Raw genomic sequence first — 14,932 nt, 5'->3', positions numbered from 1 at the left:
CGGACAAATCAAAGAGTCCTCACTCATACCCGCTGCCCGAAACGGTGGCGGGTTCTTTTTACCCCATGGCCGGGTGGCTGCGGGCAGTTAAGGCAAGGGCCGGCAGAACAACATGCGCAACCGGATCGTTCTCGGCATCATCAGCCTGTGCCTTGGCGTGCTGGTGTTCTCGCTCCAGGACCCGCTGGTCAAGGCGGTGTCGGCCGGCTATCCCGTGACCGAGGTGATGTGGATCCGCTCGATCGTCGCTTTGCCGATCCTGGTCGTTCTCGTTCGCGCCGATGTCGGCCTGCGGGCCATTGTCTCGAAGCGGTTCGGCCTGCTGACGATACGCGCCTTCATCCAGTTCTCGTCCTATACGGTCTACTATCTGGCGATCGCTGCCTTGCCGCTCGCCGACGCGGTGGCGCTCTATTTCATGGCGCCCCTGTTCATCATGGCGATAGCCGGACCCTATCTCGGCGAGCGGGTATCCTGGCAGGCTCTCGCCACCGTGCTGATCGGCATGCTGGGCGTGGTCGTGATGCTGCGCCCGGGCGCCGGCCTGTTCGACTGGGCGGCGCTGCTTTCGTTGGGCTCGGCTTTGCTCTACGGCTTTTCACAGCTGATGGCGCGCAAGATCGGCGACACCGAATCCTCCACCGTCATGGCCTTCTACCAGAACGGCGCCTATCTGGTCGGCGCCGCTGCGGTTGCCGGCACATTCTGGCTTGCCGGCATAACCCATGCTGTCCACCCCAGCCTCGAATTCCTGGTGCGGCCGTGGGTCTGGCCGACGACCCCGGATTTCCTCAAGATGGCGGCCTGCGGCTTCGTCGCTTCGGCCGGCATGATTCTGCTGTCGCAGGCCTACAGGCTGGCGCCCGCCAACCGCGTCGCCACCTTCGAATACACCGGCATCATCTGGTCGCCGCTGTGGGGCTTCCTGTTCTTCGACGAGGTGCCGCGCTCGACCACTGCCATCGGTGCGGCGCTGATCATCGGCGCCGGTCTGCTGGCGCTCAACACCGAACGGCGCCGGAGCGCTGCGCCTGTCCTCGCCGCGTCTCAGGATGTCGCCTGAAGCGTGTCAGGCGAAGCAGGCGAGCGCCTGGTCGACCCGCGAGCGGATTTCAGCCAGCGTGAAAGGCTTTTGCACGACGTCGATAATGACGCCGTTCAATTCCTCGGCGCGCTCGCGCTGGTCGGCATAGCCGGTCATCAGCAGGATCTTCATGTCAGGGAAAAGCCTGGCTGCGGCGATCGCCATCTCGATGCCATCCATTTCCGGCATGCGGATATCGGAGACGACGAGGTCGTAACCGCCGCCTGCAGCACTGACCATCGCCAGCCCCTGCGCGCCGTCGGCGGCGATATCGATCGAGTGCCCGGCGCGTTCGAGCGCGCGGGCGGCGAGGGTGCGGACGGACTCATCGTCCTCGACGATCAGAAGCTTTGCCATGGGCCGGAATTTGGCGGGCAAAAGTTGACTTTTTCTGGAAATTTGAAGCGTCGGGGGCCTTTTCTCAGGCATCGCCTTTGACGACACCGACAAACGGCAGTTCGCGAAAAGCGTGAGCGACGTCCATGCCGTAGCCGACGACGAAGTAATCGGGACAGTCGAAGCCGACATAGTCGGCGTTCAGCTCGGTCTGGCGGCGCATGCGCTTGTCCAACAGCACCGCGATGGCGCAGCTTTTGGCGCCGCGCGACAGCATCAGGTTGCGGGTGAAGGAGAGCGTCTTGCCCGACTCCAGGATATCGTCGATCAGCAGCACGTCGCGGCCGGCGACCTCATTGTCGATGTCGCGCAGCACCCTCACCTCGCCGCTGGTGGTGCCGGCGCCATAGCTGGAAATGAAGATGAACTCGACCTCGGGCGACAGCCCGACATCGTGCATGGCGCGGATCAAATCGGCGGCGAAGATGAACGAGCCCTTCAGCACCGAAATCACCAGCAGGTCGTGATAGTCGTGCTCGGCGATCTCCTTGGCGAGTTCGAGATTGCGCCGCGCGATCGCGGACGCCGAAAAGAGGACCTCGATGTCCTTGCCGCGCACAACTGGCATCAACAACCTTTCCAGAGAAACCGACTAGCCGGCGAAGGTGACCGCCACGGCCTTGACGCCGTTTCTAGGCACATCGAGGCGGCTGGAAAAGCCGAATCTTTCGCCGGGCGCCAGAGAACGGTTGGATGTCCCCAGAGTATAGCGGGTGATGCGGCTGTCATTGCCGGTGACACGTATCTCCAGCGGCGGCAATTGTCCCGCCTTCAAACCGTCATTGACGGCCTCGCCGTCCACGAACAGCACCGGGGTGGTTCCTGAGGCGTCGACACGCGACGTGACGCCGGCAATGCTGAGTACGGCGCCCTCCGGCTGTTCGACTGACCAGAACGGCGTCTGGCGCACCAGCGCGTGACCACCCGAGACCCAGAAGGCGGCAAGCGCCGCACCGATGCCGGCAATCCAGAAGATCGGCCCGCCACGCGATGCCGGCCGCCCGGCTGACGCATCTGATTTGCGCAGCATCTCCATGCCTTCCATCGACGGCGTCGCGATGTCGCGCGCCGGCGTCGGCATGGCTTCTACCCTTGGGATCGGCTGCGGCAGCACCTCATAATCCGCATCGACGATGTCGGTCGCCACAGGACGCGATTCCGGTGCGACACTTGTCCCGGTCATGATTTCGCCGGAAACCGGGCGCGCGGTTCGTTGCTCAGCCATCATGGCCCCGCTGTTGCCTCTTCGTTTCTTTTGCGTAAATGGAAATGGTTAACGCTTCCCCACCGGAACCCTTGTGACGCACTCAAAAACAGCGAAAATTAACCGACGGTTAACCATGGCGGCCGATGGTCGTTGGACAGAAAGGGCTGGCACGCCGCCGCCACACACCTCAGGTCGTCGCACGTGATCCGCTTCGAAAATGTCGGCCTCCGCTATGGCATGGGTCCGGAAATCCTCCGCGACATCTCCCTGCACATTCCGGAGAGCTCCTTCCAGTTCCTGAGCGGGCCCTCCGGCGCCGGCAAGACGACGCTGCTGCGCCTTCTGTTCATGTCGCTGAAGCCGACACGCGGGCTGATCACCATCTTCGGCAAGGACCGCTCGCGCATCTCGCGCGCTGAACTGCCGCATCTCAGGCGCCGCATCGGCGTGGTGTTCCAGGATTTCCGCCTGCTCGACCACATGACCACCTATGAGAATGTCGCTCTGCCGCTGCGCGTGCGCGGCCGCGAGGAAGCGAGCTACCGCACCGACGTCACCGAACTTTTGAAATGGGTTGGCCTGGGCGAGCGCATGCATGTGCTGCCGCCGGTCCTTTCGGGTGGCGAAAAGCAGCGCGCGGCAATCGCCCGGGCCTTGATCGAACAGCCCGAAATCCTGCTTGCCGACGAGCCGACCGGCAATGTCGACCCGCCGCTGGCGCGCCGGTTGCTCAGGCTGTTCATTGAGCTCAACCGGCTCGGCACCGCGGTGGTGATCGCCACTCACGATCTCGGCCTGATGGAGCAGGTCGACGCGCGCCGCATGATCCTGGCCGGCGGAAGGCTGGATATTTATGACTGAGCTATCGGCCGAACAGCTGCATGAAGACGCCGCCGAGCCCGCGACGACGACGCAGCGCGTCCACCGCCGCATGGCGCCGATCGTGCCGGCGCAGAATATTGCCGGCCGCGCCTTGGTGCTGGTCATCGCCATCATGACCTTCCTGTCCTGCCTGACTTTCGGCGCCGTCACGCTGGTGCGCGACACTGCCTCGGTCTGGGAAAACCAGATCTCGCGCGAGGCGACGATTCAGATCAAACCGGTCGACGGCCTCGACATGGAGGCAGCCCTTGCCCAGGCCTCGCAGATCGTCGGCGAATTCCCCGGCGTGAAGGAAACCCGGATCATCGATCGCGACGCCACCGCGCGTCTGTTGGAGCCATGGCTGGGCTCGGGCCTGAATATCGACGAATTGCCGGTGCCGCGCCTGATCATCGTCACCATCGACGAGACCAGTCCGCCCGACTTTAGCGCCATCCGTGCGGCGCTCACGCCCAAGCTGCCGAGTGCTTCGCTCGACGATCACCGTACATGGGTCGACCGGCTGGTCGCCATGGCCCGCACCACGGTCACCATCGGCATCGCCGTGCTGGTCCTGATGCTGTCGGCGACGGTGCTGACCGTAGTGTTTGCGACGCGCGGCGCTATGGCGGGTAACGGCCATATCATCGAAGTGCTGCATTTCGTCGGCGCCGAGGCGCGCTTCATCGCGCGCGAATTCCGCTGGCATTTCCTGGTCACCGGCATGAAGGGCGCGGCCGCCGGCGGCGCAGCCGCGATCCTGGTTTTCATCGTCTTTTCCTGGTGGTCGTCGCGCAACATGGCAACGCCGCAGGCCGACCAGGCCACCGCTTTGTTCGGCAATTTCGCCATCGGATCGGCAGGCTATCTCGGCGTCGGCCTGATGGTGCTGGTGATCGGCGGACTGACGGCGGCGACCTCGCACGCCACCGTCGTCGCCTATCTCAGCGACATCGATGTCCGCCAGCCGGGTGCGGGGTGAACCGTGAGGGCAGATGCGAAAACAGTTCGGGGGCAAGGACAGGAATGGAAGGGACGATCACGGATCGAAAACCGACGTAACGCAATGTGCGCTTTTTTCCTTACCAAAAAGGCATTTCAGGATTAACCATAGGATGATGAACGCGCGGGAGTCGACCGGAACGGCTGGACAGATGCCAGTGGTGCGTTTGCGTGTGCGTACCGGGCTGGGCCGTTTGCGCACCGCCCTGCGTCTCGCCTCCCTCTGTCTACTGCTGCTGGTGGCCCTGTTTGCCGGTGGCTTCGGCTGGTTCGCCAGCAAGGTCAGCCACATGACGACCCCGACCAACCCAGCCAAGGCCGATGCGATCATCGTCTTGACCGGCGGTCAGGCCCGCCTCGACGCAGCACTCGATCTGCTTGCCTCCGGCAAGGGCGAGCGGCTGCTGATCTCAGGCGTGCATCCCTCTGCCAGCCGCCGCCAATTGCAGGCTGCTACCGGCGGCGACAAGGCGCTGTTTTCCTGCTGTGTCGACATCGACCGCGCCGCGCTCGACACGATCGGCAATGCCGAGGAAAGCGCTAAATGGGTGGAGAGCCACGCCTATGGCAGCGTCATCCTCGTCACCAACAATTACCACATGCCGCGCAGCCTGCTCGAGATGGGCCGCCTGCTGCATGGCGCCAGGCTTGAACCCTATCCGGTGGTCAACACCAATCTGGACAATGGCGACTGGCTGACCAAGCCGGAAGCGCTACGCGTGCTTCTGACCGAATACAGCAAATACCTGCTGGCGCTTGCGCGCGGCGTCGTCCCGGTCCGCCAGACTGCCGACAGCGTCGCACTGGCCGAGGTTTCGACCGCCAAGGACTAAAGCAATTCCAGGAAAAGTGTGTAGCGGTTTCCCCGGGAAAAGCACGTACGCTTTCCCTTGGGAATTGCGTCCAGACAGACGACTCTGACGGCGCTCGATTACCCCTTGGCCGTGCCGTCTTCCGCGCCACGCAGCCGCGCAATCTCCTGTTCGAGGCTTTCAATCCGCTTGTCGCGTTCGGCGAGTGCGGCCGCGACATCGGCGGCCTCGAATCGCTGCGGAATGTGTTGCGGGCAATTGGCATCCCAGGCCGAGACGGTGAACAAGATGACCTGCTCGGGGCGCGCCTTGTAGTCCTGCGGCATCAGCCTTGCCAGAAGCTCGGCATCGTCCTCGACGACGCGCGCCGTGCCCCAGATCTTGACGCGCTGGCGATGCGCATAGTCGATCAGGAACAGGAATGCCTGGTTGTTGTCGGCGAGATTCCCCTGCGTGATGAACTGCCTGTTCCCGGAGAAATCGGCAAAGCCGATGGTCTTCTCGTCCAGCACCTTGAGGAAGCCGGCTGGCCCGCCGCGATGCTGGATGTAGGGCTGACCCTCGCCATTTGCCGTCGACAGGAAGACGCTGGTCTGCGCCGCGATGAAGTCGGCGAGGTCGGGCGTCATATGGGCGCGCCATCCGCCGCGCTCCTCGGCGCTGGCATAGCCCTTGCGCGAACCTTTGCGGGTCTGGATCGCCTTGACCGTCGGCGTGAAGGCGACATCGCTGGTGAAAGTGTGAGCATTCATGGAAGCCTCCGCGAGGCCGAAACACGGCCATTGTACGCGAAGAGGTAGATCCTTCCATGTTTTGGATGTAGATGGCATAGTTGCAAGCTATCCTTCCAATTTCCGGAAGAAAGTATGGATCGTCTCGAAGCCATGTCGCTGTTCGTCGCCGCGGTGGAAGCGGGCAGCCTTTCCGCTGCCGGCCGCCATTTCGGCATTCCACTGGCAACGGTCAGCCGCAAGGTTTCCGACCTCGAAAAGCACCTTCAGGCGCGCCTGCTGAACCGTTCGACCCGGCAGCTCACGCTGACCGATGCCGGCCAGGCCTATCTCGCCGCCTGCCGCCGCATCCTCGGCGAGGTCGGCGAAGCCGAACGCACCGCTGCCGGCGAATACAGCACGCCGACCGGCGACCTGTTCATCACCGCGCCGGTCGTCTTTGGTCGCCTGCACGTGCTGCCTGTCGTCACCGAATTCCTGGCGGCTTATCCTCAAGTCAACATTCGCCTGGCGCTGGCTGACCGGATAACCCAACTGGCGGAGGAACATCTCGACCTTGCCATCCGCATCGGCGAGCTTGCGCCTTCGAGCCTCATTGCCATCCGCGTCGGCGCGATCCGTCGCGTCGTGTGCGCCAGCCCCGCCTATATCGCCGCGCATGGCATGCCGCGGGCGCCGGACGATCTGGCCGCGCATGAATGCATCAGTTTCGAAGGGCCTGCAGCGCTCGCCAGCTGGAGCTTTGCCGGCGACAAGGGCGAACTGATCGTGCCGATCCACTCACGGCTGCGCGTCAACACGGCGGAAGCTGCAATCGATGCCGCGATTGCAGGCGCCGGGATGACGCGGGTGCTCTCCTACCAGATCGCGGACGCAGTACGTTCCGGCGTGCTCGTCCCGGTCTTGCGACCCTTCGAGCCGCAGCCGTGGCCGGTGAGCCTCGTCCATGCCGGCCAAGGCCTGCTGGCGGTGAAACTAAGGGCGTTCCTCGATTTCGCCGCTCCGCGGCTGAAGCAGCGGTTATTGCAGGCGACGTGGTGAGTTGAGACTGGCTTGAGTCAGTGGCGAGCCGGCCTATGTCAGGCCATTGCGGCGTTTCCTTTTTGCCCGCGCTTGGTGTAACCAACGCACACCTCCTCAACGGGCCCTTCCCCGCATGCTCTATATCCGCTCGCTGGCGTTCAACTTCGTCTTCTATGTCAATCTGATCGTCCAGATGGTCCTCTGGACCCCTTACTACTTCCTCTCGCCACGCCATCGCGCCTGGTTCGTGCCGAAATTCTGGTCGCGCACCAGCCTGTGGCTCTACGACAAGATCGCCGGCACCAGGAGCGACATCACCGGCGTCGAGAACCTGCCGGAGGGCTCTTTCATCCTGGCGCCGAAACACCAGTCGTTTTGGGACGCGATCGCTTTCTTTCCCTTCCTCCACGATCCGCTTTATATCCTGAAGCGCGAGCTGACCTGGATCCCCTTCTTCGGCTGGTACATCCTGAAGATGCGGATGATCCCGGTTCACCGCGGCAGCCGCTCCAAGGCGTTGAAGCAGGTCGTTGCATCGACAAAGCAGGAGATGGGGCGCAATCCGCGCCAGCTGATTATCTACCCCGAAGGCACGCGCCGAGCGCCAGGCGACGAGCCGGCTTACAAATACGGCATTGTCGAGCTCTATACGCAGCTTGGCGTCCCGGTGGTACCGGTCGCCCATGTCGCCGGCCTCTATTGGCCTCGCCGCAAATTTTTGCGCTTTCCCGGCACCATCAAGGCCCGCTTCCTGCCGCCGATCCCGCCCGGGCTCGGCAAGGACGAATTCATGGACCGGCTGATCGGCGATACGGAAGCCGCCTGCGACCAGCTGCTGATCGAGGCATCGCAGGCTCCTAACCCGCCGCAAATGCCGCCGACGGCGGTCAAGCGGCTGGCCGAACTCGCCGCGGCCGCCAAAGCAATTCCAGGAAAAGTGTGAGCGGTTTTTTCCGTCCTGAATCGCGCCAAAACAAAAAAGACCAAAGCTTGATCTCTTCTGCGGGCCGGCTCAAGGCCACGCCGCCAGCGCCGTGGTCAGCACCAGCGTCGCCGCGAAGGCCAGATTGATGATCCGCGACGTCAGCGGCTGGCGCAGGGTGCGGGCGAAGGCCGCGCCGGCCAGCAGCCACAGCACATGGATGGCTACGATCATCAGGGTGAGAACCGCCAGCCTGGCCGGGATGCCGAGAGCTGCGGTCGCGGAGCCAGCAAGGACCGCAGCAATCGCCAGATAGGCTTTCGGGTTGGCAACGGCGAGCAGGAAGCCGCCGAGGAAGGTCGGCAGAACCGCGCTGCTGTCACGCGCGGCCAGCGGCGGCGCTGTCGCTATTCTGTAGGCGAGGTAGAGAATATAGGCGGCTGAAGCGACCGCCAGCACTGGCGCTACGCCCGGCATCGAGGTGAGGATAGCCTTGATGCCGGTGGCCACGACCAGCAGCACCGCGACCGTGCCTAAAATGATCCCCGATGTGTAGTGAAGCGAATTGCGCAGGCCGAAGGCGGCCCCTATCGCCGTGACGCTGATCGTCGCCGGGCCAGGACTGCCCATGACGACGGTTGCCGCCAGCACCAGCGCCAGCAATTGCTGCCAGGGCTGCGCCTGCGAAAGAATGTCTGCGGCCATGCTGCCTCTTCTCCACAATAATGGAGAACAGTGTGGCAAGGCGGACAGCCGTCGTCTTGAACGATCGTGCCGAACCTGCGCGGCTAGGCGCTGGCCTTGTCCAGCGCCACGAGATCCTCCGCGCTGAGCTTCAGCGATGCGGCGCGCACCAGGCTGTCGACCTGGTCCAGCGTCGTGGCGCTGGCGATCGGCGCAGTGATGCCGGGCTGCGCCATCACCCATGCGAGTGCTACTTCCGCCTGCTTGGCCGAATGGCGCGCCGCCACAGTGTCGAGTGCGGCCAGAATGCGCATGCCGCGCGCATTGAGATAAGCCTTCACGCCGCCGCCGCGTTCACTTTTGCCGAGATCGGCCTCGCTACGGTATTTGCCGCTCAAAAACCCCTTGGCGAGACTGAAATAGGTGATGACGCCGATATCCTCGGCCACGCACACATCATGCAGCGGCCCGTCGAAGGATGAGCGATCGTAGAGATTGTATTCCGGCTGCAGCACGCTGTAGCGCGGCAGCCCGCGCAGGCTGGCAACATCGAGCGCGGCGCGCAGCTGGCCGGCGTCGAGATTCGAGGCGCCGATATGGCGGACCTTGCCGGCAGCGAGCAGCTTCTGGTAGGCGCCGAGCGTCTCTTCATAAGGCGTGGTCGGGTCCGGCCAGTGCGACAAATAGAGGTCGATGACATCGGTCTGCAGTCGCTTGAGCGACGCCTCGACTGCCCTTTCGATATGGGCAGCGGACAGATCCTTCTTGCCTTGTCCCATATCCGAGCCGACTTTGGTGATGACGATGATCTTGTCACGGTTGCCGCGGCTTTTCATCCATTTGCCGATGATGGTCTCGGACTCGCCGCCCGCGTGGCCGGGCACCCAGCGCGAATAGGCATCGGCCGTATCGATAGCGTTGAGGCCGGCGCCGCCGAACCGGTCGAGCAGGTCGAAGGAGGTCTTCTCGTCCGCGGTCCAGCCGAAGACATTGCCGCCCAGGACCAGCGGCGCGATGGAAAGGTCGGTTTGACCGAGACGGCGTTTTTGCAAGACGGGGCTCCGTGGGCTGGCGGCGGGCGACCCGAATGCTTCGGGCCGCAGCTAAGCTAGGTCTCGCCGCGCCGAGGTCAAAGGCCTCAGCCAATTTTCCAGCGGGCCAGCGCTTCACAAAGGCGCGAGCGCTTCGCCTGCAGGCTCGCCGTGGTCCACTGGCTCACGAGGCGATCCGCTTCGCCACCTCTTCCAGCCAGTGGTCGCTGATACCCAGCGCCGCGAGATGCTGCAGCGTGTTGAGCACATAGTCCTCGTTGTTTCCGGACTGGCCGACGGCGCCACGGATAACACCTGCCGCATGCGCGGGGTCGAGCCCGCCGGCATACTGCTCATGCTGGCGGTCGACGATATAGGCAACCGCTTTCACTCTCTCTCCCGCGGCCGCCCCATTCCCGTCGAGGCTGATATCGAGCACACGCTCGAGGTAGACGCTGGTCACCAATTCGCGCTCGCGCAGATAGGTCAGCACCTCATCGCGCAGCTCGCCGGGCACGCGAAAGGCCAGCCCGATGCAGGAGCCGCCACGGTCGAGGCCTAGCACCAGGCCCGGCCGCTGGCGCGTGCCGCGATGCACGAAGGAATAGACGCAGAGCGACCGGCGGTAGCCGTAAAGCCGCGCGCGCCGTGTCTCGACATGGGCGAATCCCGGTCGCCAGATCAGCGAGCCGTAGCCAAAAACCCAAAAATCGCCCATATCGCCAAGCCTGATTGTACGAGAGTGACGCCGCCGCATCGGAATCGGTGCTCTTCTGTTCTTTTTGCTTTTGCGTAAGCCACAGTCCACCCGCAACACGCCCGCGTTAATGAAAGCCGCAGCATGACGTCAAGTGACGAGCGTCCGTCGAAGTTTCGCCGCCGGCTGATGTGGCTCGCTGCCTTGCTCGTTATGCTGTTCGGCGTCTACAGCGCAGTCTGGTTCTATGTCGCCGGTCGCGTCAGCAGCGAAGCCGACAAGGCGGTGGCCTCGCTCAAGGACAAAGGCATCGAGGCCGGCTGCGCCAACCTCACCGTCAGCGGCTACCCCCTGAGTTTTGCCATCTCCTGTGACAATCTGGCTTACGAGGACGACGCCAGGAACGTTGCCGCCTCGGCAGGCAGCTTCAACTTCGTTGCAGAGCTCATCCGGCCTTTGTCGCCTGCCGCCGAGTTGCGTGGGCCGCTGCGCACCTCGGTGCCGGGGATGGCGCCGCTATGGATCGACTGGGACAATCTGCAGGCCAATGCCAAGCTCTTCTGGCCCCTGCCCCGGAGCATTTCGCTGCAGGCGGAGAGCTTGTCCGGCCAGACGGATCCGGCCGACGACACTGATCCGGTTTCACTGTTCAGCGCCGGAACCGCGGCGGGCGAGTTGCGGCCCGACGGCCAGGACATCGGCTACGTCGGCAGCTTCACCGATCTTGAGATCGACGCCGACGCGATCGGCGGGCGCGTGCTGCCGCCGCTCGACGGCAGCGGCGACGCGACGCTGAAGAACGGCGTCGCGCTGATGAAGACGCAGGCCAGGAGCCTGCGCGGCCAGGCGGCCGACATCCACAAGCTCGATCTGTCGTCGGGAACCGCGCGCATCACCGTCTCCGGCCCGGTGTCGGTCGACGCCAACGGCCTGGTCAATGCCGACCTGACGATCAAGCTGCAGGATCCCAAAGCCGTGGCGGCAATCCTCGCCACCGCAATCCCCGAGCAGAAGAGCCAGATCGAGCAAGGCTTTGCCGGTCTGGCGCTGCTCGGCAACGAACCGTCGATGCCGCTCAAGGTGGTGAAGGGCAAGGTCTCGCTCGGCTTCATTCCGCTGGGCAAGATCAAGCCGCTCGATTAGAGCAATTCCAAGAAAAGTGTGAGCGGTTTTCCGTCCGGAATTCCGTTAAAACAAAGAGATAGAGCATGATCGCAAAGAGCGGGAACGGCTTTTGGGGAGAGATCATGCTCGAGCAAGCCGACGCATGAACCGACCGGTGAAACTGCTGAGCGTTGGCGCGCTGACGCTGGATACCATCCTGCGCGTCGAAACCCTGCCCACGCATCAGGGCAAGTTCATCGCCTCGGACGGCATCCAGATCGCCTCGGGCATGGCGACAAGTGCTGCCTGCGCCGCCCGCCGTCTCGGCGCCGAGGTGTTCCTGTGGGCAAGTGCAGGTGACGATGCCGTCGGCGACCAATTGCTGGCCGGCATCGAGGCCGAGGGCGTCGATTGCGGCTTTGTCCGCCGCGTCGAAGGCGCCCGCTCGGCGCTGGCCGCGATCCTGGTCGACGCTCATGGCGAGCGCATCATCGTGCCCTTCTACGACCCAAAGGCGCAGGCCGACCCCGAGGCGGTGCCTGTCGCCGATCTTTCCGGCTTCGATGCCGTGCTGGTCGATGTGCGCTGGCCGGGCGCCGCCGCTCTTGCCTTGACCGCCGCGCGCGACGCCGGTTGCCCGGCAATCCTCGACGCCGACACGGCGCCGCTGGAGGTGCTGGAGCATCTGTTGCCGCTGGCGTCGCACATCGTCGCTTCGGAGACGGCTGCACGCATTGTCTGCGGCCACGCGCTGGATCCCGAAACCGCCTGCGCCGACCTCGCCAGCCGCACAGACGCCTTCGTGGCGGTGACCGGCGGCGCCTCGGGAAGCTGGTGGCATGACCGGTCCGCCGGATGCGTGCGCCACATCGCGGCGCCGAAGGTCAAGGCGGTCGACACGCTGGCCGCCGGCGACGTTTTCCACGGCGCCTTTGCCGTTGGACTTGCTGAGGCCATGTCGGTCGAGCACGCGTTGCGCTTTGCCAGCGCGGCGGCCGCGCTCAAATGCCAGCGCTTCGGCGGCCGGCTGGGCGCGCCGGACCGGGCCGAGACAATGGCCATGGTCGCGGCGACCTGGCCCGTCTGAAACAGATTTAACTTTTCACCGGGTGCTCGACCGCCTGCCGGCCGAAATCCGGCACGTCGATATCCTGGCCGGCCTCGATGATCGAACGGCGAACGGCCCGGGTGCGGGTGAACAGGTCGAACAGCTTGTCGCCGTCGCCCCAGCGGATCGCCCGCTGCAGCGAGGCGAGGTCCTCCGAAAAGCGCGCCAGCATTTCCAGGATGGCATCCTTGTTGTGCAGGCACACGTCGCGCCACATGGTCGGGTCGGAGGCGGCCAGACGGGTGAAGTCGCGGAAACCGGAAGCCGAATATTTGATCACTTCCGACTTGGTCACCGATTCCAGATCGTCGGCCGTGCCGACGATGTTGTAGGCAATGATGTGCGGAAGATGCGAAACGATGGCCAGCGTCATGTCATGATGCTGCGGGTCCATCGAGTCGATGTTGGAGCCGCAGCGCCGCCAGAATTCCGACAGCTTTTCCAGCGCGGCCGGATCGGTTCCCGGCAGCGGCGTGAAGATGCACCAGCGGTTTTCGAACAGGTCGGCGAAACCCGCATCCGGGCCCGATTTCTCCGTACCTGCCAGCGGGTGCCCCGGAATAAAGTGCACGCCGTCCGGTACATAGGGCTGCATTTGCGCAATGACGGAGGCCTTGGTCGAACCGACATCGGTGAGGATGGCGCCCTTTTTCAGCCCCGGCGCGATCTCTTGCGCCACCTCGCCCGACGATCCCACAGGCACCGAGACGATGATCAGGTCGGCGTCGCGGACCGCTTCCCTGGCGCCGGTGGTGTAGCTCTCGCCAAGACCGAGCTCCTTCGCCCGCGCCAGCGTGGCCGGGCTGCGCGTCGCGATGGCGACATGGCGGGCCAGGCCCTCGCGGCGGATAACGCGGGCCAGCGACGAGCCGATCAGGCCGATGCCGACCAGCGCGATCTTTTCAAACATCGGTGATGTCATTGTTTCAGCTTTTCAGGAACGTCGTGAGGGCGTCGATAACGCCGCGATTGGCTTCTTCGGTGCCGACGCTCATGCGCAGCGCATTGGGAAAGCCATAGCCGGTAACGCGCCGCAATATATAGCCGCGCTGGGTGAGGTAGTCGTCCGCCGCCTCAGCCGAATGCTTCTTGTCGTCGGGAAAGTGGATGAGGACGAAATTGCCGACGCTGGGCGTCACCCTGAGCCCAAGCTTCGTCAGCTCTTCATTCAGCCAGGTAAGCCAGGTCTCGTTGTGCAACGAACTGCGCTCGACATGGGCGCGGTCGCGGATGGCGGCAATGCCGGCCTCGATCGCTGTTGCGTTAACGTTGAAAGGGCCGCGGATACGGTTGATGGCATCGACGATGTGCAGTGGGCCATACATCCAGCCGATGCGCGCGCCGCCAAGGCCGAGCTTGGAGAAGGTGCGGGTCATGACCACATTCTGTGCGCTGCCCGCCAGCTCGATGCCGGCCTCGTAGTCATTGCGCCTGACATATTCGGCATAGGCCGCGTCGAGCACCAGAAGCACGTTGCCCGGGAGCGTGGAATGCAGGCGGCGGACCTCCTGGAACGGCAGATAGGTGCCGGTCGGATTGTTGGGATTGGCGAGGAAGATGATTTTGGTCCGCGGCGTCACCGCGGCCAGGATCGCGTCGACGTCGGCGCGCTCCTCGGTTTCCTTCACAGCAACCGGCTTGGCCCCCGCCGACTGAATGTAGATCTTGTAGACCATGAAGGCATGTTCGGTAAAAATCGCCTCATCGCCTGGCGCCAGATAGGTCTGCGCCAGCAGGCCCAAAATCTCGTCGGAACCGTTGGAGCAGATGATGTTTGCCGGGTTGAGGCCATGCACCTCGGCGATCGCCTCGCGCAGCCGGCGGGCGGTGCCGTCGGGATAGACATCGAGCTTGCCAGCCACTTCGCGCGCGGCCTCGATCGCCTTCGGCGACGGGCCGAGCGGGTTCTCGTTCGACGACAATTTATGGACCTTGGCGACGCCGGCCGGTGCCGTGCTCTTGCCCGGCACATAGGCGTCGATGTCCATAATGCCCGCGCGGGGCGTCGGCCGTGCCTTGTCCGCTGTCTTGTCCATGTCGCAAATCCATCGAGAATGCCTCCGTCCGGAGGCCGCAGCGGAAATACAAGCCGTAGCCGCGAATGTCGAGAGGCGGGCAATAGCTGGCCGTTGACGCCGGGCCGCACGAGTTCTAGAAGAACGCAACAGTTCCGTGGTGATTTGGCCGGTCGGCTTGCAGCCACGTTAAACAACTCGCTAAAGGGCCGTTTGCGTGACGTAACCGGCTTTGCGATCGCACTGCCGGTTTTT

17 protein-coding genes and 1 riboswitch are annotated in these 14,932 nt (G+C 64.0%); of the genes, 8 read left to right on the top strand and 9 right to left on the bottom strand.

Annotation, left to right across the window (positions count from 1 at the left end):
• Positions 1-112: 112 nt before the first annotated feature.
• Entirely contained in the window at positions 113-1,063 is a 951-nt protein-coding gene (locus NKJ18_RS24605; protein WP_352674267.1) for a DMT family transporter, read from the top strand.
• 6 nt (positions 1,064-1,069) lie between these two features.
• On the opposite strand, the gene NKJ18_RS24600 is transcribed toward NKJ18_RS24605, so the two are convergent.
• The 3 genes from NKJ18_RS24600 to NKJ18_RS24590 form a co-directional block, all read right to left on the bottom strand.
• Positions 1,070-1,441: a response regulator gene (locus NKJ18_RS24600; protein WP_023694030.1), complete on the bottom strand. Its 372-nt coding sequence runs from the start codon at positions 1,439-1,441 to the stop codon at positions 1,070-1,072.
• A gap of 64 nt (positions 1,442-1,505) precedes the next feature.
• Positions 1,506-2,048, bottom strand: a complete 543-nt coding sequence (hpt, locus tag NKJ18_RS24595; RefSeq protein ID WP_023673315.1) for a hypoxanthine phosphoribosyltransferase — start codon at positions 2,046-2,048, stop codon at positions 1,506-1,508.
• A gap of 24 nt (positions 2,049-2,072) precedes the next feature.
• Positions 2,073-2,708, bottom strand: coding sequence for a hypothetical protein (locus NKJ18_RS24590; protein ID WP_023743991.1), 636 nt, complete (start codon positions 2,706-2,708; stop codon positions 2,073-2,075).
• A 180-nt stretch (positions 2,709-2,888) separates the two neighbouring features.
• Here NKJ18_RS24590 and ftsE point away from each other — a divergent pair, with 180 nt between their 5' ends.
• From ftsE to NKJ18_RS24575, 3 genes are all read left to right on the top strand, one after another.
• The gene (gene ftsE / locus NKJ18_RS24585) at positions 2,889-3,548 is read left to right on the top strand and encodes a cell division ATP-binding protein FtsE (protein WP_023685344.1); all 660 of its coding nucleotides are present in this window, start codon (positions 2,889-2,891) and stop codon (positions 3,546-3,548) included.
• Positions 3,541-4,530 (top strand): cell division protein FtsX, encoded by a 990-nt coding sequence (locus tag NKJ18_RS24580; RefSeq protein ID WP_352760060.1) that lies wholly within the window; start codon positions 3,541-3,543, stop codon positions 4,528-4,530. Before ftsE ends, NKJ18_RS24580 begins: the two co-directional genes overlap by 8 nt.
• A 133-nt stretch (positions 4,531-4,663) precedes the next feature.
• Positions 4,664-5,383, top strand: coding sequence for a YdcF family protein (locus NKJ18_RS24575; protein ID WP_023673311.1), 720 nt, complete (start codon positions 4,664-4,666; stop codon positions 5,381-5,383).
• Positions 5,384-5,481: 98 nt separating this feature from the next.
• Here NKJ18_RS24575 and NKJ18_RS24570 read toward each other — a convergent pair whose 3' ends face one another.
• Entirely contained in the window at positions 5,482-6,114 is a 633-nt protein-coding gene (locus NKJ18_RS24570; RefSeq protein WP_023673310.1) for a pyridoxamine 5'-phosphate oxidase family protein, read from the bottom strand.
• 114 nt (positions 6,115-6,228) lie between these two features.
• Here NKJ18_RS24570 and NKJ18_RS24565 point away from each other — a divergent pair, with 114 nt between their 5' ends.
• Positions 6,229-7,134 (top strand): LysR family transcriptional regulator, encoded by a 906-nt coding sequence (locus NKJ18_RS24565; protein ID WP_352760057.1) that lies wholly within the window; start codon positions 6,229-6,231, stop codon positions 7,132-7,134.
• Between the two features lie 115 nt (positions 7,135-7,249).
• A complete protein-coding gene (locus NKJ18_RS24560; protein WP_023673308.1) occupies positions 7,250-8,059 on the top strand; it encodes a lysophospholipid acyltransferase family protein in 810 nt (269 codons plus the stop codon).
• A gap of 69 nt (positions 8,060-8,128) precedes the next feature.
• Here NKJ18_RS24560 and NKJ18_RS24555 read toward each other — a convergent pair whose 3' ends face one another.
• The 3 genes from NKJ18_RS24555 to NKJ18_RS24545 all read right to left on the bottom strand — a co-directional run bounded on the left by NKJ18_RS24555 (position 8,129) and on the right by NKJ18_RS24545 (position 10,471).
• A complete protein-coding gene (locus NKJ18_RS24555; RefSeq protein WP_023685346.1) occupies positions 8,129-8,743 on the bottom strand; it encodes a LysE family translocator in 615 nt (204 codons plus the stop codon).
• Positions 8,744-8,826: 83 nt separating this feature from the next.
• The gene (locus NKJ18_RS24550; protein ID WP_023685347.1) at positions 8,827-9,774 is read right to left on the bottom strand and encodes an aldo/keto reductase; all 948 of its coding nucleotides are present in this window, start codon (positions 9,772-9,774) and stop codon (positions 8,827-8,829) included.
• A 163-nt stretch (positions 9,775-9,937) separates the two neighbouring features.
• The gene (locus NKJ18_RS24545; RefSeq protein WP_023673305.1) at positions 9,938-10,471 is read right to left on the bottom strand and encodes a gamma-glutamylcyclotransferase; all 534 of its coding nucleotides are present in this window, start codon (positions 10,469-10,471) and stop codon (positions 9,938-9,940) included.
• Positions 10,472-10,594: 123 nt separating this feature from the next.
• Here NKJ18_RS24545 and NKJ18_RS24540 point away from each other — a divergent pair, with 123 nt between their 5' ends.
• Positions 10,595-11,593: a DUF2125 domain-containing protein gene (locus NKJ18_RS24540; RefSeq protein ID WP_023685348.1), complete on the top strand. Its 999-nt coding sequence runs from the start codon at positions 10,595-10,597 to the stop codon at positions 11,591-11,593.
• A gap of 124 nt (positions 11,594-11,717) precedes the next feature.
• Positions 11,718-12,641, top strand: a complete 924-nt coding sequence (locus NKJ18_RS24535; RefSeq protein WP_023685349.1) for a sugar kinase — start codon at positions 11,718-11,720, stop codon at positions 12,639-12,641.
• A 7-nt stretch (positions 12,642-12,648) separates the two neighbouring features.
• Here the strand turns inward: NKJ18_RS24535 and NKJ18_RS24530 are convergent, their stop codons facing one another.
• Complete coding sequence (locus tag NKJ18_RS24530) at positions 12,649-13,584, bottom strand: prephenate/arogenate dehydrogenase family protein (protein ID WP_023685350.1); 936 nt, start codon at positions 13,582-13,584, stop codon at positions 12,649-12,651.
• A gap of 4 nt (positions 13,585-13,588) precedes the next feature.
• Positions 13,589-14,698 (bottom strand): histidinol-phosphate transaminase, encoded by a 1,110-nt coding sequence (gene hisC, locus NKJ18_RS24525; RefSeq protein WP_023726966.1) that lies wholly within the window; start codon positions 14,696-14,698, stop codon positions 13,589-13,591.
• Positions 14,699-14,824: 126 nt separating this feature from the next.
• A riboswitch (SAM riboswitch) is annotated at positions 14,825-14,902 on the top strand.
• Positions 14,903-14,932 lie beyond the last annotated feature (30 nt).

The organism is Mesorhizobium sp. M0217, assembly GCF_040321955.1.
Lineage (GTDB): Bacteria > Pseudomonadota > Alphaproteobacteria > Rhizobiales > Rhizobiaceae > Mesorhizobium.
The sequence above is the reverse complement of the archived record's forward strand: the minus strand, read 5'-3'. Positions and strand labels throughout refer to the sequence as shown.